Origin of the sequence: Seonamhaeicola maritimus (assembly GCF_008056315.1) — a bacterium.
Classification (GTDB): Bacteria; Bacteroidota; Bacteroidia; order Flavobacteriales; family Flavobacteriaceae; genus Seonamhaeicola; species Seonamhaeicola maritimus.
This window is the reverse complement of sequence record NZ_VRKQ01000008.1, coordinates 554,890-576,926: the sequence shown is the minus strand read 5'-3', so window position 1 is coordinate 576,926 and position 22,037 is coordinate 554,890. Positions and strand designations below refer to the sequence as shown.

Sequence of the window (22,037 nt, the reverse complement as noted above, 5' to 3'; positions counted from 1 at the left end):
TTAGCAGTTAGCAGTTAGCAGTTAGCAGTTAGCAGTTAGCAAAATTATAAAAAGAGTGATATAAAAAATGAATATAGAAAAAAGTCTAGTCCCGTGTTCGGATATAATCCGAATCATCAATCTGTAGAAATAGTGAGTGAAAAAACGAAATTGCGAAGCGAAGCTTCAAGCATAAAGTTTTGAAAGCGAACGATCTGAAGGAATTTCCTTAGATTGATTTGATTTTTTGGTTCGTTTTGTATCAAGACAAAATGGACAGAACAAATAATAAAATATGAGCAACAAAAAAGATGAGATTCCTGCCTCCGCACGAAATACTGTAACACCCAGAGGCGCTTACCCTCATACAAAACGCGTTGGCGATTTCATTTATGTTTCAGGAACCAGCTCCCGAAGACCAGATAATTCTATTGCTGGAGCAGACAATGTTGATGATATGGGTACCAAACAACTGGACATTCAAATTCAAACACGCGAGGTTTTAAAAAATATAGAAAAGAATTTAGCTAATGAAGGGGCTTCTTTAAATGATGTTGTAGATGTTACAACCTTTTTAGTTAACATGAATGATTTTGGTGGCTATAATAAAGCCTATGCTGAGTTTTTTGATATAGAAACCGGACCAACAAGAACAACCGTTGCTGTTCATCAATTACCTCACCCTGATTTGTTAGTGGAGATTAAGGTTGTGGCTTATAAAAGGCTCTAATGAAAATTCAAAACTACATAAACGGTCAATTTGTAAACCCTATTAATAATGATTGGGTGGATAACTATTGTCCCGCGGATGGAGAAATTTATGGACAATTACCCAATTCATCATTAGAAGATGTAGAAAAGGCTTATAATGCCGCCGAAACCGCTTTTAAGGAGTGGTCTCAAAAGCCAATTGAAGAGCGTAGTAGAATACTAATAAAAATCTCAGAATTATTAGAAGTCAATTTAGACCGATTTGCAGAAGCCGAAAGTAAAGACAACGGTAAACCTATAAGTTTAGCGAAAGCTATTGATATACCCAGAGCCTCTAGTAACTTTCGGTTTTTTGGGAATGCCATCACCCAATTTAGCAGTGAGAGTCATGAAAGTATTGGTCTAGATGCGGTGAATTATACACTGCGTCAGTCCATTGGCGTAGTTGGTTGTATTTCTCCTTGGAATCTCCCACTCTATTTGTTTACCTGGAAAATTGCTCCTGCTATTGCAACTGGAAATTGTGTTGTTGCAAAACCGAGCGAAGTAACACCCATGACCGCCTTTCTTTTAGGAGAAATTTGTACTGAAGCAGGTTTGCCAAACGGTGTTTTAAATATTGTTCATGGTTTAGGAAATCTTACAGGGCAAGCTATTATAGAACATCCTAATATTAAAGCCATTTCATTTACTGGAGGAACCTCAACAGGTGCTCAAATTGCCAAAGTAGCTGCCCCCATGTTTAAAAAGCTGTCTTTAGAATTAGGTGGCAAAAACCCAAATATCATTTTTGCAGATTGTGATTATGATGATATGCTGAGTACCACTGTTCGTTCGTCATTCGCTAATCAAGGGCAAATATGTTTATGCGGAAGCAGAATATTTGTTGAGAAGTCCATTTACAAAAAATTCAAATCCGATTTTGTTGAAAAAGTAAAGGCATTAAAAATTGGACATCCTTCTAACTCAGATACCGATATTGGTGCTTTAGTATCAAAACCGCATCTGGAAAAAGTAAAAAGCTACATTAATATTACAAAAGATGAAGGAGGAACCATTCTATGTGGTGGAAAACAAGTAACCATTGATGGCTATGAAAACGGATATTATTTCGAACCAACTATTATTGAAGTTCCAAATAATGAATGCAGATTAAATCAGGAAGAAATTTTCGGACCTATAGTAACTATAATGCCTTTGGACAATGAAGACCATGCTTTACAAATGGCTAATGATATTAAGTACGGGTTATCAGCTACGATTTGGACTAACAACTTAAAGCGCACTATGAGAATGAGTAGTAAATTACAGGCAGGTATTGTTTGGGTAAATACTTGGATGCTTCGTGATTTACGGACACCTTTTGGTGGTGTAAAAGCAAGCGGCGTTGGTAGAGAAGGTGGCTTTGAAGCTTTACGCTTTTTTACAGAAACTAAAAATGTATGTATAAAATACTAACAATATGAACTTAAACTTAAATAATAAAAATGCACTGGTTTGTGGCAGCACACAAGGCATTGGTAAAGCAACCGCCATGTTACTTGCTGCAGAAGGTGTTAACGTAACCTTGGTTGCCAGAAATAGAGAGAAACTAAAAGCGGTATTAGCAGAGTTACCTCAACATAGAAACCACAGTTACATTGTAGCAGATTTTTCAAATCCAAGAGAGTTACAAGAACAAGTCATTAAATTCATTGATGACAACCACGGTTTTCATATTGTGGTGAACAATACTGGCGGCCCAAGAAGTGGTGATATTTTAACAGCTAGTTTAGACGAATTTGAAAACGCTTTTACCATGCATATTAAATGCAATCATGTATTGGCACAGGCTACCATTCCGTTTATGAAAGAAGAAGGTTTTGGAAGAATTGTAAATATAATTTCAACATCTGTTAAGGAGCCTATTCCTGGGTTAGGTGTTAGTAACACTACAAGAGGTGCGGTTGGTAATTGGAGTAAAACATTATCTACCGAAGTTGCTCCTTTTGGAATAACTGTGAATAATGTATTACCGGGATTCACAGAGACAGAACGATTGAATGAGATAATTAACATAAAGGCCAATATTGAAGGTAGAACACCAGAAGACATGGCTGAAATAATGAAAAACTATGCGCCTGCTAAACGTTTTGCTAGTGCTGAGGAAGTAGCAAACGCCATAGTGTTTTTAGCAAGTGAAGCTGCTAGTTATATTACCGGAATTAACGTTCCTGTTGATGGTGGAAGAACAAAAAGTTTGTAACTTTAAACATAGCAAATAAACGCGTGAAGGATTGAGATATTTGTTGGAGCTCCTTGAAAAGAGCGACTGCCGAAAGCCTGACCTGAAAGGGCACGCCCAAAACATTTAAAAAGATGGGTAAAAAGAAATTAGTATCACCTTTAAATTTTAAAGATTGGATTGATGAAAACAGACACCTTTTAAAACCACCAGTGGGTAATAAATGCGTTTGGAAAGATGGTGAATATATTGTTATGGTTGTGGGCGGGCCTAATAGTAGAAAGGACTATCATTACAATGAAACACCTGAATTTTTCTATCAGGTTGAAGGTGATATGGTTTTAAAAATAATACATAAGGGTAAACCTGAAGACGTGCATATTAAGGAGGGCGATATTTATTTATTACCGGCTAAAGTGCCACATTCACCACAAAGAAGTGCTGACACCGTTGGGTTGGTTATTGAATATCCGCGTTCTAAAAAAATGAAAGATGCACTTGAGTGGTATTGTGAAAACTGTGATAATTTATTATACAGAAAGAAGTTTAAACTTGATGATATTGAAACCGATATGCCAGTGATTTTTGACAAGTATTATAGCAGCGAAAAAAAGCGAACTTGTAAAAAATGTGGTGCTAAAATGGCACCTCCTAAAACCCTTTAAGTTATTAAATGAAAAGAAAACTTAGAATAAACGGGCACTCGCATTTGCTTCCTTATCCGGAAGAAATACCCGATTACATGCAAGAGAAAGGTATTTTTTGGGTGGATAAAGACAGGAAATTTATGCTTCAAAAAGATTGGAGCAGGCCAGTTACAGATTCCTCTTTCTTTTTACATGAAAAATTAGAATGGATGGAACGGAACAAACTGGACCATGCTGTTGTTCTAAATCTTTCGCAACTTTACGGGAATGGTTTGCGCGTTGAAGAAATGAAAAAGGCATTACGTTTTCAAAACGATTTTAATGCAAAAATTCAACATGAACACCCAAGTAAATTCACTTGTGGTTTTGTGGTTCATCCTGGGTTTTTACGAAGTGCTTGTTGGGAAATTGAACGTTGTGTTGAAGAACATGGCCTACAATTACTTTGTTTACCAACGCATTATATGGACACCATTGGCACTTGGCGCAGCATTTATGATGAAGAAAACGAACCTATTTTTGAATTAGCAAATAAATACAATTTAGCCGTTGAAATTCACCCTTATGATGGTGAAAAATTTATTAAGTTAGAAAACACTTCATGGCGGTTTCACCTAATTTGGATGCTAGCGCAATGTGCAGATGCCTATCATTTTTTAACCCTAAATGGCTATCAGGAGAAATACCCGAATATGCGAACTTGTTTTGCTCATGGTGGCCAACTAGCCCAAATAAATTTGGGCAGACGCATACAAGGTTTTGACGGTAGACCTGATTTGTTTGAAGGCAAACATCACCCGAGAAAGGCCGTAGGGCATAAAAATATCTTTTTTGATACTTTGGTCCATGATACAGGAGGATTAGAATTACTTATTCGAAACCATGGTACTAAACAAGTTATTATGGGACTTGATGACCCATACCCTCTTGGTGAGATGGAAAGCGACCAGCAATCATCTTATCCTGGTAAAATTTTAGACTTAGCTATGAAAAGAGACATTATAAACCAAAAAGAATATAATGCTATTTGGGAAGATAATGTTATACAATGGCTTTGTGGGAATGATGAAGCCGCCAAGGAAAAATTAATTAAAAGGATTTTAGCTTAATGCACTTTATACCCGAAACACTTGACAATTATGTGGTTGCACATTCTGAAGATGAACCAAAACTATTGCAACAACTAACAAGAGAAACCTATCAAAAAATACTACAACCAAGAATGCTCAGTGGGCATTATCAAGGTAGGGTTTTAAGCATTATTTCTAAATTGGCAAATCCAAAGAACATATTGGAGATTGGGACTTACACAGGGTACTCCGCATTATGTTTAGCAGAAGGTATACAAACATCTGGAGAATTACACACCATTGATATTAATGAGGAGCTGGTTAATTTTCAGCGAATGTATTTTGACAAATCTGCTTATGGAAATCAAATTATTCAGCATTTAGGTAATGCTTTAGAAATTATTCCTAAACTTGATAAAACCTTTGATCTTATTTTTATTGATGCTGATAAAGAAAATTACCCGAATTATTTCAAAGTAATTATTGATAAGCTCAAACCTGGAGGTATTATTTTATCTGACAATGTACTTTGGAGTGGTAAAGTTCTTGAAGATTTAAAACCTGACGATATGGACACTAAGGCGCTAATTGAATACAATAAGCTTCTTAAAGATGACCCAAGAATTGAAACGGTTATTTTACCAATTAGAGATGGGTTGACTATTAGCAGAAAAAGGAATTCTTAACTTTTAAAGACATGACTAAATCAAAATTTTATTTAGTGGCTATTTTAGTATTATTTACCAGTTTTGGATTGCTTAATGCACAATCCTCATCACTTTTTAGTTATGAGGAATACATAAATACTGAAGGAGACAGTTTAAAATACAGGCAATTAATATCTGATTTTGCTATAGAAACTAAATACCCGCTAGTTGTCTTTTTACATGGATCTGGTGAGCGAGGTAATGATAATGAAGCCCAATTAAAATGGGGTGTTAAAAATTTTGCAATTAGTGAAATCATGTCGCATTATCCATGTATTGTAATTGCACCACAATGTCCTGAGGGAATGTCTTGGGGGAATTTTTATAGGGATTCAACTAAAACAAAGTTACTTAAACCAGAACCATCAAAGCCTATGAAACTCTTAATAGAACTGATTGATAAAACTATTAAAAATTTACCTGTTGACACCAATAGAATTTATATTACAGGACTTTCAATGGGAGGTGCAGGAACCTTCGATGCTATTACAAGGCATCCTGATTTGTTTGCTGCTGCAGTACCTGTTTGTGGACTTGGTGATACAACAAAAGCGTCTGAGATATCACATATTCCTATTTGGATATTTCAAGGTGCTAAAGATAGCTCCGTAAATGCCGTTATATCACAACAGATGGTGAATGCATTAACACATGCTGGAGCTTATCCTGACTACACACAATACCCAGAGACTGGTCATTTTTCTTGGATTGCTACTTATAGTGACAAAATGATGATGAACTGGCTATTTAATCAACGAAATAAATGATTGTCGTGTTAGGGATTGAAGCTAGTTAACATATAACGCAGAAAGCCCGACCTGATAAGGAAACGCCAAAATATTAAAACTTACGTTTTACTGAACCAGTAAAGTCATCAATATCGTCCTTTACCTTATCTAATTCCTTTTTAACATCTTTAGTAATACTGGTATCAATACCATGATTTTCAGCACTTTTGGTTATTTCATGCTTAATATCATTGGTTGCATCTTTTAGTGTACGCATACCTTTCCCTAAACCACGAGCAATTTCAGGAAGTTTGTCGGCTCCAAAAACCATAATAGCAATAAAGAGAATAAAAGCTATTTCTCCGCCGCTAATAAATAAAAATGTGGGTTGATATATCACAGCACAAATATAGTGAGTTGTTTTTATTAAAGAAATAAAAAAGTCGGCATTAATGCCGACCTTTTAAGATTTTTAAAAATGGAGACTAGCCCTTTACTTTATTTTTGAATTTTTCAAAATCATTTTCCTTAACTTCTTTAGGCCATGAATTGTTAGAAGTATCAATATCTGCAGTTTCTAACTTTGGGTCAACTATAACATTAACAATCTCTTTTTCTGAGGCAATAGCTTTTGTTACTTCATTATCATTAAATCTCCAGATCTGTGCTGGATATGTTTCTGTTTTCTTCGTCCCGTCTGCATACGTATATTCAACTATAATTGGCATAACTAAACCACCTGGTTTTTCAAAAGTAATGTTATAGAAAAAGTTAGGTGATTTAATGGTTTTTTGCTCCTCTGGAGTAAAATTATCCATGATATAATCTTTAACTGGAACTGAATTCTCAAAAAGTGTAGATGTTTTCATGTCATCTTTAAAGTCCTCACTTCCTTCTTCTACCATATAAACCAATGGTGGTAAACTCTTTAAGTTAGCACCTCTTTCTTTGGCCATATCTTTAATAAAAGTATTTGGTTCTGATGACACATAAAACTTCTTAATGTCTTTTACACCAATATCAACCCAGTCGGTGGTATAAAACCATCCTCTCCAAAACCAATCTAAATCAAATGCTGAAGCATCTTCCATAGTTCTAAAGAAATCCTCAGGTGTTGGGTGTTTAAACATCCATCGTCTTGAATATTCTTTAAAGGCATAATCAAATAAATCTTTGCCCATTACAGTTTCGCGCAATATATTTAATGCTGTTGCCGGTTTTCCATAGGCGTTATTTCCAAACTGGTAAGTATTAAGTCCTTTAGTCATTATAGGTGCAATGAAATCTTGATTCCCTCCCATGTATGGAACAATCAATTTAGCAGGTCCTCTATCTGATGGGAAATTTTCATGCTGAGGCGATAAAGCATCCGGATATTTTTTTCCAAAATCCTGTTCCGCAACATATTGAACAAAAGTATTTAACCCTTCATCCATCCATGTCCATTGACGCTCATCACTATTAACAATCATTGGAAAAAAGTTATGACCTACTTCATGAATAATAACTCCCATCATACCATACTTTACACGATCGCTATAAGTACCATCTTCTTTAGGACGACCATAATTCCAACAAATCATAGGGTATTCCATACCCTGACTTTTAGCATGTACAGAAATGGCCTTATGATAAGGATAATCAAAGGTCATTCTTGAATAAGATTCTAAGGTACTAGCAACTGCTTTAGTAGACCATTCTTCCCAAAGTGGATTTCCCTCTTTCGGATATAAGGATACCGCCATAACATCTTTCCCTCCTATTTTGACGGCCATCATATCTAAAATGAATTTTCTAGAAGTAGCAAAACCAAAATCACGAACATTTTCTGCTCTAAGTTTCCAAGTTTTAGTTTTTTCAGAAAAACCTTTTTCAGCTTCTTCGGCCTCATCTTGACTTACAATAATAACTGGTTTATCGTAAGACCTTTTGGCAGATTCATAGCGTTGCATCATCTCCTTTGAAAAAACTTCCTTACGGTTAACTAATACCCCTGTACCATCCAAAATATGATCTGCAGGCACAGTAATATCCACTTCATAATCACCGAATGGTAATGCAAACTCATCACGTCCCCAAAACTGAGAGTTTTGCCAACCTTCAACATCACTATAAACAGCCATTCTCGGGAAAAACTGAGCTATTACATAAGCTCTATTTCCATCTTTTTCGAAGAATTCATAACCAGAACGTCCGTCTTCATCAACATGGTTATTTATGTTATACCACCATTTAATTGAAAAGGAAAACTTATCACCTGAAGCCATTGGTTTTGGTAATTCAACACGCATCATAGTTCTATTAATTGTATAGGATAGTGATTTACCATTAGTATCACTAACTTGTTGAATATTAAAACCTCTTTCTAAAGGTGTTTTCATGAACTTAGCGGCAAATTCTCCTGGTCTCATAACTGGACGTACACCACTACCTTCTATTAAAGGTGATTTAGAATCTTTTGCTCTTTTGTTTTGATCTAACTGAACCCAAAGATATTTTAACTCATCAGGAGAATTGTTAGTATAAGTAATAGTCTCGAATCCAGAAATTCTTGCATTTTTATCATCTAAAACAATATCCATTTTATAGTCTGCCTGCTGCTGATAGTAAGAACTCCCAGGAGCGCCTGAAGCTGCTCTATACATATTAGGTGTGGAAAACTCATCATACAACTGCTTAAACTTATTATTGTTTATATGGCCAGTTTTCACCTCTTCAATTTCATTTTCTTGAGCAGATACCGCTACCGAAATAAAAATTATAGAAAGGAAATAATACTTTAGTGTTTTCATTTTCAAATTTTAATTTTTATTGAATATAAGATTTCTAATTGAAATAATTTATGACTAATTATCCCAAAAAACGAACGAAAATAACCAATTTAGATAGGTTTATCTTATTTTTAATTAAAATTTAACATCGCCTTATCTTTTTGAGAGACTAGGATAAAGCTTTTTTGTTTAGAATTTATTTTGGTTTTAACAATGTTTTGTTGGTCATCAAACATGTCAAACAAAACCTTATTAGTAATTTCAAATGATTCTATAATTTCTACATCTTCAATTTCTAAGTAACACCTAACTACATCTAAATCATACTCTTTTCCTATGAAGACAAGTTCTGATTCTACACCGTTAATCTTAACTTTTATTTTATCACTGAGATATCTCTCAATATACATTTCTGTTGTACGAGATTCATTTTTATCATCTAGAGTAATAGACTCATCATAACGCTCTCTAAGTAAATTTTCAAAATCATCAACAAAAATTCTAGTAATTATTTGAACCGATTGTTTTTCTTGAATATACTCAATTTGAGTAACGCTGATGTAGTATTTATGAATCCCAGTAAATGAAATCAACGGAATTATTAAAAATAAGAATAGTGGTTTAATAAACTTCATTTACATTTTTTTGCTAAAGTAAATATATTTGAGATTTCAAAAAGCATTCCAAATGATTAATCATTAGATAATTGAAGGTTTTTCTTGTATTTTTGAAGTTTTTCTTTTAAAAATTCGAATATTTCTAAATCTGACATTCCGCTGCAACGTTCCTTAAAATCAGGAGCTTCTGCGCAGAAATAGAAAAAATCCGTTCTTAAGCCCTCCTCTAGGTCATTAACTCCAAAAAAATCATCTGATAAATCAGATTTAATTTTTCTTAATAATTCTTGCCTATGCTCTAATTCAACCCGTTCTTTAAGCATTTTGGTTCTTCCTGAAATGCCATTCAAAATAGGGTTTAGAGGAAGACCTCCTGTTAACAAGCCTAAAAACATTAGTGGCTTAAATTCACCTGCCTCACTTAATCGTCTTTCACTTTGCGTAGCTATTTTACCTTTATAACCAGGAATTCCAACATCATAAAAATTAATTGGCCTATCATCATCAGCATTTTTAATATCAGAAATTAAATTCCCCGAAAGCACTTTACCAACAATAACTTCTTCTAACTCATTCACTTGTTCATCTAGTTGTAATAACATAGTTCTTGAAGTAATTATATCTTTCGAAATTATGACATTTTTGACACCTTGCTGAATAGATGAGAACTGAAGTGTATCATTAACTTTAGCAGTTATTCTAAAAGCGCCTTCTCTATTAGTAACAGTGAAAGATTTTGCTGTTTTATTAATAACATGGATGTTCTCTACGTCTGTTTTACTAATCACTCTACCTAAAATTTCTACAGACTGAGAAAAATTGATATTTGTAAAGAGAAGAAAAAATATGAGTAGATAACTATTCCTTCTTATCATGCTGTTCTTTTAAAAACTCCTCACTTTTTTCATATAGAAATTGTAAACATTTAATCTCATTTCCTTTTTTAAGAAGTTCTTTATCTAAATCTTGTGTGTCAACATACGCGATAAAAGCATCTACAAGGTCTAAAGGAATTTGAAACATTTCACTTATATATTCAGAAGAATAAATATCTACAAGTTCAACTGGTTTTTCAATTGAAAAAAAATCAGGCCTTTTGTATTTCTTGTTCTTATCACCAAAAACAAGTTTAGAGATTTTTTTTAAATCGAAACCGTTATATAATTCACCTTTACTTATTCTAGATTTTAAATCACCCTGAACAACTTTTTCATCAAATGCCTTTTCGTCATAATATTCAAAATCCACATTCATGCTCCCCATATTTAAAATCGTAGGCTTTAAATACTTTACATTAGCCACATCTGTGATTATATTCCCTGTAAGCCCTGAAGACAGCAAAACAGCATCTAACTTATGAATTTGTTCAACCAAATGAATTTTGAATTTCTTTGATCTTACTACATCTTCATTAACCGTTATAAAAATAGCCATAAATTGGAGGGCAGATATATTGATAATATCATTAAGAGCTACCTCCAAAGTAAATTCTCCTTTTTCGTCTGTTATAGTTCCTTCGTTAGACGAAGTATTAAAAATGGTAACACTTTCAACATCATTAGAAGTGGCATAAATTTTACCTTGAACCCTTACCCTTTCAATTGTTTGCGCTTCCAAATTGAAAACCACAAATAAAATGCCGAATAAAAGAACTATTTTTTTCATTTAAAGTTGGTTTGAACTATAAATTACGGTTTTCTAATCTTAAATAAAAGGAAAAACCATTCTAAACTTTTGTTAAAACATTCATTTGGCTAATTTTACTCACAAAGTAATTCTTAGTGGTCTAAATTAAAACCTATGAAAAACATACTCATTGCCAGTACCTCAACCATTCATGGAAGTAGTTATCTAGAATATATTCTAGACGATTTAGCAACTTTTTTTAAAGATACTGAAGAAATTTTATTTATTCCATATGCAAGACCTGGAGGAATTTTTTATGACGATTATACAAAAACGGCTCAAAAAGCTTTTTCTAAAATAAATGTTCGAGTAAAAGGTATCCATACATTTGAAAATCCTATCGAGGCTATAAGAAATGCTAAAGGCATTTTTACTGGAGGTGGCAACACATTTATTTTAATCAATATGCTTTATAAAAATAATTTAGTTGAGGTATTAAGAGAAGTAGTAAACAATGGCACTCACTATTTAGGAACTAGCGCAGGAAGTAACATTTGTGGGTTAACTATTAGAACCACAAATGACATGCCCATTATTTACCCTCCAAGCTTTGATGCTTTAAAATTAGTGCCCTTTAATATTAATCCTCATTATTTAGATCCTGATATAAATAGTAAACATATGGGTGAAACCCGTGAAACCAGAATAAAGGAGTTTCATAATTTCAACACGCAACCAGTTATTGGTTTAAGAGAAGGCAGCTGGTTACATGTTAAAAATGATTCTATCTTATTGAAAGGTAAATTATCTGCCAGAGTATTTGAAGTAGAAAAAGCACCTTATGAAGTTGAATCTGGAACCGAACTAAATGGTTTAAAATAAAAAAAGACCTCATCTTTTGGATGAAGTCTTTTGAGCGGGAGACCAGGTTCGAACTGGCGACATTCAGCTTGGAAGGCTGACGCTCTACCAACTGAGCTACTCCCGCATTACGGTTGCAAATATATGCAATCTAATAACTGAAAAGCAAGAAAAAATTACAACTTTTTTAAAAAATGATACCCTAGTATTTTAAAGTCTTCATTGAAGTAAAACTTATGAGACTGATAGTTACTTACATAGGTGTTTAGTTCGATTGCTTCGTAACCTTTTTGTTTAGAATAATTATAAATCCAATCAAAAAACTGTCTGCCCAGTCCTTGCCCCCTATAGGCTTCATCTATGTAAACATGATCTGGTTCTACACTTTTACCAGAATAATGTCTTGTACAAAACCATAAGCCACTAACACCTATCAACTTATCATTATCATATATTACAGCGCATTCATAATTTTGTATAATCATTTCTGAGAAACGTTTACTCAAAACATTTTTAGTAATTCTCCCTTCATTAAGTTTATGTACCAGAGGAACTACTAAACTAATTTTTTCCTTCTCTAATATTTTAAATTCAAAAGACATACAAATCAAATTTAGGTGTATAACAAAAGTAAGTGACTTTTGTTAAAATAGGTGTCTAATTAATACTTTCAATAAGATTTAATATAATGATTAAGTATATTTTGTAAATTTAGTACACTAGTTTTAAAATTATGAGAGGAAGAAATCTTAAAGTCAGGTTATTAATAGGTGCTGCCATTGCTGTTTTTTTTATTTTAAAAAGATGTAGTCAACAAGAAGTAAATCCATACACAGGAAGAACACAAACAATTTCTATGACTCCTGATAAAGAAATTGCTATTGGATTACAGAGCGCTCCGCAAATGGCGCAACAACATGGAGGATTACACCCAAATACTCAGTATCAAGCATTAGTTGATAATGTTGGCAATAAACTAGTAAACAGTAGTATTGCAAAAAAAACACCGTATAATTACGAGTTTCACCTACTTGCTGACGAAAAAACCATAAATGCATTTGCACTTCCAGGAGGGCAAATATTTATTACTCAAGCCTTGTTTTCGAAGTTAGAGAATGAAGATCAGTTAGCAGGTGTTTTAGGGCATGAAATAGGACACGTTTTAGGAAGGCATAGTGCTGAACGAATTGCGGAAAGCGAATACTGGCAAGGTCTGGTTACTGCAGGTTCTGTTGGTGCAGACATGGGTGGTTTAGTTGGAGGTATTGGTCAACAAAAACTTTTAACAAATGGTAGAGATGATGAATTAGAAAGCGATGATCTTGGTGTTCTTTTTATGATAAAAGCTGGATACAACCCAGAAGAAATGATAGGTGTTATGGAAATTTTGAAAGCCGCCGCTGGACCAAATAGAGTTCCAGAATTTCAAAGTACACATCCTGACCCAGATAATAGAATAGAAAAAATTAAAGAAGCCATTAGAAAACATAAAAATCAATAACAAAAAAAAGCCTTTCAAAATGAAAGGCTTTTTTGAGTGACTAACTCAAAATAATTATTTTAACGTTATAATTACTTTTTCTTTTTCTTTTTTAATGTCTCTTTAATAATCGTTGCAGCGTCGTCTGCTCCATGTAACTCAGCATATTTTGCTGCAGTGTAACTTTTATTAGAACATCTTAACTTTAAATTAGCTCCTTTTGAAATTAAAAGATTCAAAATTTCCGTACGATTAAACTTTGCAGCGTACATTGCTGGTGTCATTCCGTTTGACCTCTCGTTAACATCTGCTCCTCTTTCAATTAATTTTTGAACAGTATCAAAATCGCCTTTGGCAATAGAAACACAAAATGAATTTACTTTAAAGAAATACTCTGATGTACTATTTTCAATAGTTGAAGTGGCTGGAGTAGCATTAACCGAAAAAACGGCAACGCACAAAGCAAGTGCTGTGGTAATGATTGTTTTTTTCATGATGAAAGATTTTAAGTTTGATTAAAATGATTTGTTTTTTGATATACTAAAGAGACGATATTTTTTTCAATCTGTTACACCAAAATTCACAAATAACACTTTTTTAACTTTTATTTCACAAAGTATTAACGAAAACGTTTTCTTTTATAAATATTCGAAAAAGCCTTAAAAAATAAGGTATTTCAGAGGTTTTTATAGGTTTCCTTTTAACAAACTTCTGTATCTTTGCCTTGTTTTAAAATTTAACAAAAAAATGAATAAAAAAGTTATTTTAATGATTCTTGATGGATGGGGAAATTCTCCTGATCCTAAAGTTTCTGCTATAGATCATGCCAATACTCCTTTTATAGATTCTCTTTATACAAAATACCCATATGCCACTTTAAGAACTGATGGTCTTCATGTTGGATTACCTGAAGGACAAATGGGAAATAGTGAAGTTGGACACATGAATCTTGGTGCTGGAAGAATTGTATATCAAGATTTGGTAAAAGTTAATTTAGCGGTTGAAAATAAAACGCTTAATAACGAAAAAGTATTAGTTGAAGCTTTTAACTATGCTAAAGAAAACAATAAAGATGTTCATTTTTTAGGTTTATTAAGTAACGGTGGTGTACACTCACATATTAATCATCTATTTGGTTTGTTAGATGCTGCCAATGAATTTGGTTTAACAAACACATATGTTCACGGATTTACTGATGGTAGAGATGTTGACCCAAAATCTGGATTAGGATTTGTAACAGATTTAGAAACCCATTTAGAAAAAACCAATGGTAAACTGGCTTCTGTTACTGGGCGTTATTATGCCATGGATAGAGATAAGCGTTGGGAACGTGTAAAATTAGCTTATGAAGCTATTGTTAATGGAGCAGGTGAAAAATCTACGAACATGGCAGAATCTATTCAAAATAGTTATGATGCCAATGTTACAGATGAGTTTATAAATCCTATTATTCAGGTTGATGAAAATAATGAACCTGTTGGAAAAGTAAAAGAAGGTGACGTTATAATATTTTTCAATTTTAGAACAGACCGAGGGAGAGAGTTAACAGAAACCTTATCTCAAAAAGATTTCCCTGAGTTTGACATGAAGAAACTAGACTTACATTATGTCACACTTACAAACTATGATGACACCTATGATAATGTCAACGTCATTTTCAATAAAGAAAACTTAACCGAAACGCTTGGTGAAGTTTTAGAAAAGAACAATAAAAAACAAATTAGAATTGCTGAAACTGAGAAATACCCTCATGTTACTTTCTTCTTTTCTGGTGGACGTGAAAAACCTTTCGATGGTGAACAGCGTATTTTAAGAAATTCTCCAAAAGTAGCAACCTACGACTTGAAGCCAGAAATGAGTGCTTATGAATTAAGAGATGCTTTAGTTCCTGAATTAGAAAAAGGTGAAGTTGATTTTGTATGCTTAAACTTCGCAAACGGAGATATGGTGGGTCATACAGGTGTTATGGAAGCTGCAATTAAAGCTTGTGAAGCTGTTGACGAATGTGTGAAAGACGTCATCTCTACAGCTTTAGAAAATAATTATTCTACTTTGTTAATTGCCGATCATGGAAACTGTGAAACTATGGTTAACCCAGATGGGTCTCCACACACAGCACATACAACTAATCCTGTTCCGGTTATCTTGATTGACAATAATTTAACCGAAATTAAAGATGGAATATTAGGAGATATGGCTCCAACCATTTTAGATCTTATGGGTGTTGAACAACCTGAAGCTATGACACGTCATTCACTGGTATAAAGACTTGTTAAATATAAACTATTAAGACCCCTACTTTATAAGTAGGGTTTTTGTTTTAATATAGCATCAGAAAAATAATGTACTTTTGTATAGATTCAAGTCCACTATCTAAATGAAATTTGACCAACACTTAATTATTGCTGTAGATTTTGATGGTACTATAGTTGAAGATGCTTACCCTAAAATTGGGAAGCCACAATTATTTGCCTTCGAAACATTAAAAAAATTACAAGATGAAGGCCATAGGTTAATTTTATGGACATACAGACATGGTTTAAAACTTCATGAGGCTGTTGCTTTTTGTAAAGAAAACGGTATTCATTTTTACGCAATAAACAGCAGTTTCCCTGAGGAACAATTCAAAAATGATGCTAGTAGAAAAATTAATGCAGACATATTTATTGATGATAGAAACTTTGGAGGATTCCCTGGCTGGGGTGAAATCTACCAAGAATTAACTAATACTGCTCCTCCTAAAATTGAAAAGAAAAAAGGTTTTTTCGGACTTTTTAAATAATTCTATATTAATTCAAAATATGCCTTATCTATAGATTCTCTATGATCAGGATGTGCAATATTTACTAGTGCTTTAACCCGTTCTTTAATTGTTTTTCCATATAGATTAGCCACTCCATATTCTGTAACAATATAGTGTACATGAGCACGTGTGGTTACAACTCCAGCCCCAGGTTTTAAGCAAGGTACTATTCTACTAATCCCTTTCCTAGTTATTGAAGGTAATGCAATAATGGCTTTTCCTCCTTCACTTAAAGATGCTCCCCTTATATAATCCATTTGTCCGCCTACACCTGAAAACATTTTAGACCCAATAGAGTCTGCACATACTTGTCCGGTAACATCAACTTCAATAGCAGAATTTATTGCCACCATTTTTGGGTTTTGTTTTATAATATAAACATCGTTCACAAAATCACATGCACGCATTTCAACAAAAGGGTTATCATCCACATAATCATATAAGCGCTTAGACCCAATAAGAAACGTAGTTAAGGCTCTACCTGGACTAATGTATTTATGGTTACCATTTATAACATCATTTAAAATTAAATCAATAACGCCATCAGAAAACATTTCAGTATGTAATCCCAATCCTTTGTGGTTTGTAAGGCAAGATAAAACAGCATTTGGAATACTACCTATGCCCATCTGCAAGGTACTATTGTCTTCTATCAAATTAGCAACATAGCTTCCTATTTTTGTCTCTGTTTCTGTAGGAGTTATAGCTTCATGAATAGGAATTGGTTCATCACATTCAACAAACAAATCTATTTCACTACAATGAATAATACCATCACCATGGGTTCTAGGCATTTGTTTATTTACTTGGGCAATTACAATTTTAGCATTGTCTATAGCCGCTAAGGAAGCCTCGACCGAAACACCTAATGAGCAATACCCATGTTTATCTGGTACAGAAACATGAATAAGTGCCACATCCAACGGTAAAATATTTCTTTTAAACAACAACGGTAATTCACTTAAAAAAACTGGCGTGTAGGAGCCATTACCTTCAGATAATGTATGACGTACATTCTTCCCAATAAAAAATGAATTTACATGAAAACTATCTCTATAATCTGGATTGGCATAAGGCGCTTCTCCTTCAACATGCAAATGACATACTTCAACATTTCTCAATTCATCATGTCTATTAGTCATAGCATTGATTAGTAATTGAGGGGCCGCAGCGGCAGCCTGAACATACACTCTGTCGTTACTTTTAATAACCTCAACTGCCTCATGAACATTTACAACTCTATACATAATATTTGGGTTTAATAGAGAAAGATAATCACATTAAAAATGAAAAAAAATGAAAAAAGTCATATAACCAATAATAAAGTAACAGTTATGAATTTTAAGTATCTTTGCCATTATTTTTTTGAAGCATGGTAGTAGTAAAAACGAGAGAAGAAATTGAATTAATGCGCGAAAGTGCTCTAATTGTATCTAAAACCTTAGGTGTTCTTGCAAAAGAAATTAAACCAGGGGTTACCACCTTACAATTAGACAAAATTGCCGAAGAACATATACGAGATCATGGTGCAGAACCTGGATTTTTAGGTTTATATGATTTTCCTAACACTCTTTGTATGAGCCCTAATGAACAAGTGGTTCATGGTATTCCTAATGGAACACCATTAGAAGAAGGTGATATTATATCTATTGATTGTGGTGCCTTAAAAAATGGTTTTTATGGAGATCATGCTTATACTTTTGCCATTGGAAATATAGATTCTGAAATAGAAAAATTACTTCAAATTACTAAAGAATCTCTTTATGTTGGTATAAGAGAGTTTAAAGCAAACAACCGGGTAGGAGATGTTGGCTATGCCATTCAGCATTATTGTGAAGCTCATGGTTATGGTGTTGTAAGAGAATTGGTTGGTCATGGATTAGGAAAAAAAATGCATGAAGACCCAGAGATGCCCAACTACGGAAGACGGGGTAAAGGCAAAAAGTTTGTGGAGGGTATGGTAGTTGCTATTGAACCTATGATTAATATGGGAACTCATAAAATTAAACAACATAGAGATGGTTGGACCATTACGACTTTAGATAAAAAACCGAGTGCTCACTTTGAACACGACGTGGCATTGGTAAATGGTAAACCAGAATTGCTTTCAACCTTTGCCTATATATACGAAGCATTGGGAATTGAAAGTAATGAGGAAGCAGAATTTCGTCAAGAAGCTCTTGTGCTTTAAATACAATGAAAAAACTTTTCAAGATTGTTCTAAACATCATCCCAAGGCCTTTACTTATTAGGTTAAGCTATGTGGTTAGACCAATTTTAGCATTCTTTCTAAAAGGAAATAAATTCACCGACCCAATTGATGGTAAAAGTTTTAAATCATTTTTACCGTATGGCTACGGTACACAGCGTAATAACGTACTATCGCCCTCTACCCTTTCTTTGGAAAGACATCGATTATTGTGGTTATATCTAAAAAATGAAACAGATTTGTTTTCAACAAGTTCAACTTTTAAGGTGCTTCATTTTGCTCCAGAACAAGCTTTTTATAAGCGATTTAGAAAGCTTCAACATTTAGATTATATAACGACAGATTTATATTCTCCTTTGGCTGATGTAAAAGCAGATATTTGTAACCTACCGTTTGATAATGATTCATTCGACATCATTTTATGCAATCATGTTTTAGAGCATATTCCAAATGACACTAAAGCCATGAAAGAATTGTACAGGGTGATGAAAACTGATGGTATGGGAATTTTTCAAATTCCTCAAGATTTGTCAAGAAAAACAACTTTTGAGGATGATTCTATTACTGACAAAAAGGAACGTGCTAAAATCTTTGGACAATACGATCATGTTCGCGTTTATGGGCGTGATTATTTTGATAAACTAAGAAACATTGGGTTTAATGTTGAAGAAGTTAATTATACAACTAACTTTTCAGAAGAAGAGATTGAAAGGTATTGTTTAGCTAAAGGAGAGATTATTCCTGTTGTTCGTAAATAACGTTAATAAATCATGTCACAAAACATTATAATTATAACAGGAGCCATATTTGGAATGTTATCTGTAATTTTTGGTGCATTTGGAGCACATGCCCTAAAGAAAACACTTTCAAATGAACAATTAAAAAGTTTTGAAACGGGGGTGAAATATCAAATGTATCACGCCATTGTTTTGCTAGTACTGGGTTTTAATTCGGAATATACTTCACAGTCAATTTATTGGTGTTTTAGTATAGGCATTTTATTATTCTCGTTTAGCATTTACGGATTAGTTTTGAGTGATGCTAAGGGAAAGAAAATACGTTTTTTAGGTCCTATTACACCTATAGGTGGTTTACTATTAATAGTAGGCTGGGTTTTAATTATTATCAATTCAATTTAGAATTATTCCTCAGGAAATCTGTTTAAAGAAAGGGTTTCAAATTCTTTCTTTTCATTTTCAAAAATCAAAAATACTTTTAGTTCTTGGTGTTGCTTTAAAAAAGCTTTCACCTTATCAATTCCCATAGCTTTAAAAGCAGTGGCATAGGCATCGGCAGTCATACAGTTATCAGCTATAACAGAAACACTTAATAAATTGGTTTTACTAGAATATCCGGTACTAGTATCAATAATATGTGAATAGCTGTTACCGTTTTCATCCACCTTAAACTTTCGGTATGTTCCAGAGGTTGCCATAGCGGCATCTTTCAATATAATAGCTTTTAAAATAGATTGCTTATCATCAAAATGTGGTTTTTCAACACCTACTTTCCATGGTGCTTTCTTTTCTTTATTCTTCCCTTTTACTCTAATTTCACCACCAATCTCAACCAAATAATTATTAATTCCTTTTTCTTCTAAAAATTCACCAATAACATCTACCCCATATCCTTTAGCTATTGCATTAAACTCCAAATAAATATTTGAGTGTTCTTTTATAACTTTTCCATTGCTTAAATGCGTTTTACTAAATCCAACAAATTGCATTAAACTTTCAATTTTCAAGCTATCTAACTCCTTGATTGCTTCATCTGCCCCAAAACTCCATGCGTTTACAACATTACCTATTGTAGGATCAAAAGCACCATCAGTAACCTCAAATATCTCTTTAGACTTAAGGTAAACTTTTTTAAAATGTTCATCGATTTCTACATATTCATTTCTGTTTAACTTTGAAATATCTGAATTCACCTGATAAGTAGACAATGATTTATTTAGCACATAAAACAAACTATCAAATTGTTTTTGATAATCTACCTCAGAATCATAAATAGCGGAATATGACGTTCCAAAAACAACACCGGAAAGCTTGGTATTTTTGATATCATTACTGCATCCAACAAGTAAAAGCGAAAAAAAACAGTAAAAAAAAGTATTCTTCATTCTAATTCAAATTAGTTTCAACAACCTGTATGCCATTATATTCTAAAAGATAATCCTTATCTAAATAAATTGGAAGTTGTTCACCATTGGGGTTTCCTAATCCCACACCCGCATATAGCACCTTGGCATCTTTTTCTCTGGCATGCTTTTTAAATGTCTCCATCCAAACTATATCATAATTATTAGGATTATCTGGCAATACTACGGCTTTGACAATCACAAAATAGTACTGTTTATTTTTGTCTATACATACAAACTGCGGATGTTTTTTAAGCTGACTATTTACTGCTATAAATTCAAAACCACGTTTTTCTAAATCTTTGCCAACATGGTTCATGGCTAAATTATGTAATTCCTGCTCTGAAAGTGCTTTACTCATGCTGCAAAAATAACACTTAAATACATCATAAAAAATTGCTTAACTTTAACTATTGGCAACCATTTTAAAAATAAATAGTTACCAAATCATTAATCAATCCAACTAATCAATGACTTTGTTTTTTAAAAGACTCAAAAGGGTGTATCTTCAATTAACTACCCTTATTCTAATTATCCTTCTTGCTTGTAGCTGTAAAAAACAAGAAAGCCAAAAAAGTTCAATAGATTTTGAAATTTCTCCAGATTCATTAGAGGTTCTATTCCCAAATGAAATTTCATCGCATTTAACCCAACGAGATTTTGCCTTATCTCCTGATAAAAATGAGGTTATTTACACCTTGGGAGATCAAAAAGAGACGAAACGAGTATTAGTTAGTATGATAAGAGAAAATGGTATATGGAGCAAGAAAACCATGCTACCCTTTTGCGGTAGTTATCAAGACATTGAACCTTCCTTTTCACCATATGGCTCATATTTATTCTTTGCGTCTACTAGACCCATTTACGGAGATTCTACAAGAACCGATTATAATATTTGGGTAAGTAAAAAGGAAAATAATGTATGGCAAGATCCTATTGCATTAGATTCAACAATTAATTCAAAGGGGCAAGAATATTTTCCTTCGGTTACGAATTCTGGCAATATATACTTTACAGCTTCTAGACCAGAAGGTTTAGGATTAGAAGACATCTATGTTAGCGAGTTTAAAAATGAGACCTATCAAAATCCGAAGGTGTTAGACTCTACTATAAACTCAAAATCCTATGAATTTAATGCTTTTGTAAATCCAGATGAAAATTTAATTATTTATAGCTCCTATGGAAGACCTGATGGTTTGGGTGGTGGTGATCTTTATTACAGCACAAAAAACTCTAAAGGCCATTGGAATCCTGCTAAAAACTTTGGAGAACCCATAAACTCTGACAAACTAGACTTTTGTCCATTTTATTATGCCCAAACAGGCACGTTATACTTTTCTAGTTTAAGAACTCATTACCCTGACACTATTAAATCGGTTGAGGAATTTATCTCACTTGCAGAACAGCCTGGAAATGGGTTAAGTAGTATTTACAGAATTACCGCAAAAGATATACTTGAATAAT

General features: G+C 33.3%; 25 protein-coding genes and 1 tRNA gene. 15 read left to right on the top strand and 11 right to left on the bottom strand.

Going from position 1 to position 22,037, the window contains the following annotated elements:
* Nucleotides 1-274 precede the first annotated feature (274 nt).
* The 7 genes from FUA22_RS02360 (at nucleotide 275) to FUA22_RS02330 (ending at nucleotide 6,105) form a co-directional block, all read left to right on the top strand.
* The gene (locus tag FUA22_RS02360) at nucleotides 275-709 is read left to right on the top strand and encodes a RidA family protein (RefSeq protein WP_147766214.1); all 435 of its coding nucleotides are present in this window, start codon (nucleotides 275-277) and stop codon (nucleotides 707-709) included.
* On the top strand, nucleotides 709-2,148 hold the full coding sequence (locus tag FUA22_RS02355) for an aldehyde dehydrogenase (protein WP_147766212.1): 1,440 nt from the start codon (nucleotides 709-711) through the stop codon (nucleotides 2,146-2,148). The genes FUA22_RS02360 and FUA22_RS02355 overlap by 1 nt, the downstream gene beginning before the upstream one ends.
* 4 nt (nucleotides 2,149-2,152) lie before the next feature.
* Nucleotides 2,153-2,935 carry an SDR family oxidoreductase gene (locus FUA22_RS02350; protein WP_147766210.1) on the top strand — a complete coding sequence of 261 codons (783 nt, stop codon included), beginning with the start codon at nucleotides 2,153-2,155 and terminating at the stop codon, nucleotides 2,933-2,935.
* Nucleotides 2,936-3,048: 113 nt separating this feature from the next.
* A complete protein-coding gene (locus tag FUA22_RS02345) occupies nucleotides 3,049-3,579 on the top strand; it encodes a 3-hydroxyanthranilate 3,4-dioxygenase (RefSeq protein WP_147766208.1) in 531 nt (176 codons plus the stop codon).
* Nucleotides 3,580-3,587: 8 nt separating this feature from the next.
* Nucleotides 3,588-4,670: an amidohydrolase family protein gene (locus tag FUA22_RS02340; RefSeq protein WP_147766206.1), complete on the top strand. Its 1,083-nt coding sequence runs from the start codon at nucleotides 3,588-3,590 to the stop codon at nucleotides 4,668-4,670.
* A complete protein-coding gene (locus FUA22_RS02335; protein ID WP_147766204.1) occupies nucleotides 4,670-5,317 on the top strand; it encodes an O-methyltransferase in 648 nt (215 codons plus the stop codon). Before FUA22_RS02340 ends, FUA22_RS02335 begins: the two co-directional genes overlap by 1 nt.
* A gap of 11 nt (nucleotides 5,318-5,328) precedes the next feature.
* Nucleotides 5,329-6,105 carry a carboxylesterase family protein gene (locus FUA22_RS02330; RefSeq protein ID WP_147766202.1) on the top strand — a complete coding sequence of 259 codons (777 nt, stop codon included), beginning with the start codon at nucleotides 5,329-5,331 and terminating at the stop codon, nucleotides 6,103-6,105.
* 73 nt (nucleotides 6,106-6,178) lie between these two features.
* On the opposite strand, the gene FUA22_RS02325 is transcribed toward FUA22_RS02330, so the two are convergent.
* From FUA22_RS02325 to FUA22_RS02305, 5 genes are all read right to left on the bottom strand, one after another.
* On the bottom strand, nucleotides 6,179-6,466 hold the full coding sequence (locus FUA22_RS02325; protein ID WP_147766200.1) for a Sec-independent protein translocase subunit TatA/TatB: 288 nt from the start codon (nucleotides 6,464-6,466) through the stop codon (nucleotides 6,179-6,181).
* Nucleotides 6,467-6,551: 85 nt separating this feature from the next.
* Entirely contained in the window at nucleotides 6,552-8,858 is a 2,307-nt protein-coding gene (locus FUA22_RS02320) for a M1 family metallopeptidase (protein WP_147766198.1), read from the bottom strand.
* A gap of 110 nt (nucleotides 8,859-8,968) precedes the next feature.
* Nucleotides 8,969-9,472 carry a DUF6702 family protein gene (locus FUA22_RS02315; protein ID WP_147766196.1) on the bottom strand — a complete coding sequence of 168 codons (504 nt, stop codon included), beginning with the start codon at nucleotides 9,470-9,472 and terminating at the stop codon, nucleotides 8,969-8,971.
* A 56-nt stretch (nucleotides 9,473-9,528) separates the two neighbouring features.
* The gene (locus tag FUA22_RS02310) at nucleotides 9,529-10,329 is read right to left on the bottom strand and encodes a carboxypeptidase-like regulatory domain-containing protein (protein WP_241664735.1); all 801 of its coding nucleotides are present in this window, start codon (nucleotides 10,327-10,329) and stop codon (nucleotides 9,529-9,531) included.
* A complete protein-coding gene (locus FUA22_RS02305; protein WP_147766194.1) occupies nucleotides 10,313-11,119 on the bottom strand; it encodes a hypothetical protein in 807 nt (268 codons plus the stop codon). Before FUA22_RS02305 ends, FUA22_RS02310 begins: the two co-directional genes overlap by 17 nt.
* Nucleotides 11,120-11,254: 135 nt before the next feature.
* Here FUA22_RS02305 and pepE point away from each other — a divergent pair, with 135 nt between their 5' ends.
* Nucleotides 11,255-11,962, top strand: a complete 708-nt coding sequence (gene pepE / locus FUA22_RS02300; RefSeq protein WP_147766192.1) for a dipeptidase PepE — start codon at nucleotides 11,255-11,257, stop codon at nucleotides 11,960-11,962.
* Nucleotides 11,963-11,995: 33 nt separating this feature from the next.
* On the opposite strand, the gene FUA22_RS02295 is transcribed toward pepE, so the two are convergent.
* Both FUA22_RS02295 and FUA22_RS02290 read right to left on the bottom strand, forming a co-directional pair.
* Nucleotides 11,996-12,068, bottom strand: a tRNA-Gly gene (locus tag FUA22_RS02295).
* Between the two features lie 49 nt (nucleotides 12,069-12,117).
* A complete protein-coding gene (locus FUA22_RS02290; protein WP_147766189.1) occupies nucleotides 12,118-12,543 on the bottom strand; it encodes a GNAT family N-acetyltransferase in 426 nt (141 codons plus the stop codon).
* 131 nt (nucleotides 12,544-12,674) lie between these two features.
* On the opposite strand from FUA22_RS02290, the gene FUA22_RS02285 reads away from it, so the two are divergent.
* The gene (locus tag FUA22_RS02285; protein ID WP_147766187.1) at nucleotides 12,675-13,442 is read left to right on the top strand and encodes a M48 family metalloprotease; all 768 of its coding nucleotides are present in this window, start codon (nucleotides 12,675-12,677) and stop codon (nucleotides 13,440-13,442) included.
* A 71-nt stretch (nucleotides 13,443-13,513) separates the two neighbouring features.
* Here the strand turns inward: FUA22_RS02285 and FUA22_RS02280 are convergent, their stop codons facing one another.
* Nucleotides 13,514-13,915, bottom strand: coding sequence for an ankyrin repeat domain-containing protein (locus FUA22_RS02280; RefSeq protein WP_147766185.1), 402 nt, complete (start codon nucleotides 13,913-13,915; stop codon nucleotides 13,514-13,516).
* A gap of 253 nt (nucleotides 13,916-14,168) precedes the next feature.
* On the opposite strand from FUA22_RS02280, the gene gpmI reads away from it, so the two are divergent.
* Together gpmI and FUA22_RS02270 are read left to right on the top strand one after the other, a co-directional pair.
* Nucleotides 14,169-15,686 (top strand): 2,3-bisphosphoglycerate-independent phosphoglycerate mutase, encoded by a 1,518-nt coding sequence (gpmI, locus tag FUA22_RS02275; RefSeq protein WP_147766182.1) that lies wholly within the window; start codon nucleotides 14,169-14,171, stop codon nucleotides 15,684-15,686.
* A 112-nt stretch (nucleotides 15,687-15,798) separates the two neighbouring features.
* Complete coding sequence (locus FUA22_RS02270; protein WP_147766180.1) at nucleotides 15,799-16,203, top strand: BT0820 family HAD-type phosphatase; 405 nt, start codon at nucleotides 15,799-15,801, stop codon at nucleotides 16,201-16,203.
* Nucleotides 16,204-16,205: 2 nt separating this feature from the next.
* Here the strand turns inward: FUA22_RS02270 and FUA22_RS02265 are convergent, their stop codons facing one another.
* Nucleotides 16,206-17,471: an acetyl-CoA hydrolase/transferase family protein gene (locus FUA22_RS02265; RefSeq protein ID WP_147766178.1), complete on the bottom strand. Its 1,266-nt coding sequence runs from the start codon at nucleotides 17,469-17,471 to the stop codon at nucleotides 16,206-16,208.
* Between the two features lie 125 nt (nucleotides 17,472-17,596).
* Here FUA22_RS02265 and map point away from each other — a divergent pair, with 125 nt between their 5' ends.
* From map to FUA22_RS02250, 3 genes are read left to right on the top strand one after another with little or no spacing between them, the layout of a single operon-like run.
* The gene (gene map / locus FUA22_RS02260) at nucleotides 17,597-18,415 is read left to right on the top strand and encodes a type I methionyl aminopeptidase (RefSeq protein WP_147766176.1); all 819 of its coding nucleotides are present in this window, start codon (nucleotides 17,597-17,599) and stop codon (nucleotides 18,413-18,415) included.
* A gap of 5 nt (nucleotides 18,416-18,420) precedes the next feature.
* Nucleotides 18,421-19,191: a class I SAM-dependent methyltransferase gene (locus FUA22_RS02255; RefSeq protein ID WP_147766174.1), complete on the top strand. Its 771-nt coding sequence runs from the start codon at nucleotides 18,421-18,423 to the stop codon at nucleotides 19,189-19,191.
* Between the two features lie 12 nt (nucleotides 19,192-19,203).
* Nucleotides 19,204-19,572 (top strand): DUF423 domain-containing protein, encoded by a 369-nt coding sequence (locus tag FUA22_RS02250; protein ID WP_147766171.1) that lies wholly within the window; start codon nucleotides 19,204-19,206, stop codon nucleotides 19,570-19,572.
* Nucleotides 19,573-19,574: 2 nt separating this feature from the next.
* On the opposite strand, the gene FUA22_RS02245 is transcribed toward FUA22_RS02250, so the two are convergent.
* A complete protein-coding gene (locus FUA22_RS02245) occupies nucleotides 19,575-20,555 on the bottom strand; it encodes an FAD:protein FMN transferase (RefSeq protein WP_147766169.1) in 981 nt (326 codons plus the stop codon).
* Between the two features lies 1 nt (nucleotide 20,556).
* Nucleotides 20,557-20,934 carry a Na(+)-translocating NADH-quinone reductase subunit F gene (locus FUA22_RS02240; protein WP_147766167.1) on the bottom strand — a complete coding sequence of 126 codons (378 nt, stop codon included), beginning with the start codon at nucleotides 20,932-20,934 and terminating at the stop codon, nucleotides 20,557-20,559.
* 109 nt (nucleotides 20,935-21,043) lie between these two features.
* Between FUA22_RS02240 and FUA22_RS02235 the strand changes: the two genes are divergently transcribed.
* A complete protein-coding gene (locus tag FUA22_RS02235; protein ID WP_147766165.1) occupies nucleotides 21,044-22,036 on the top strand; it encodes a TolB-like translocation protein in 993 nt (330 codons plus the stop codon).
* Nucleotide 22,037 lies beyond the last annotated feature (1 nt).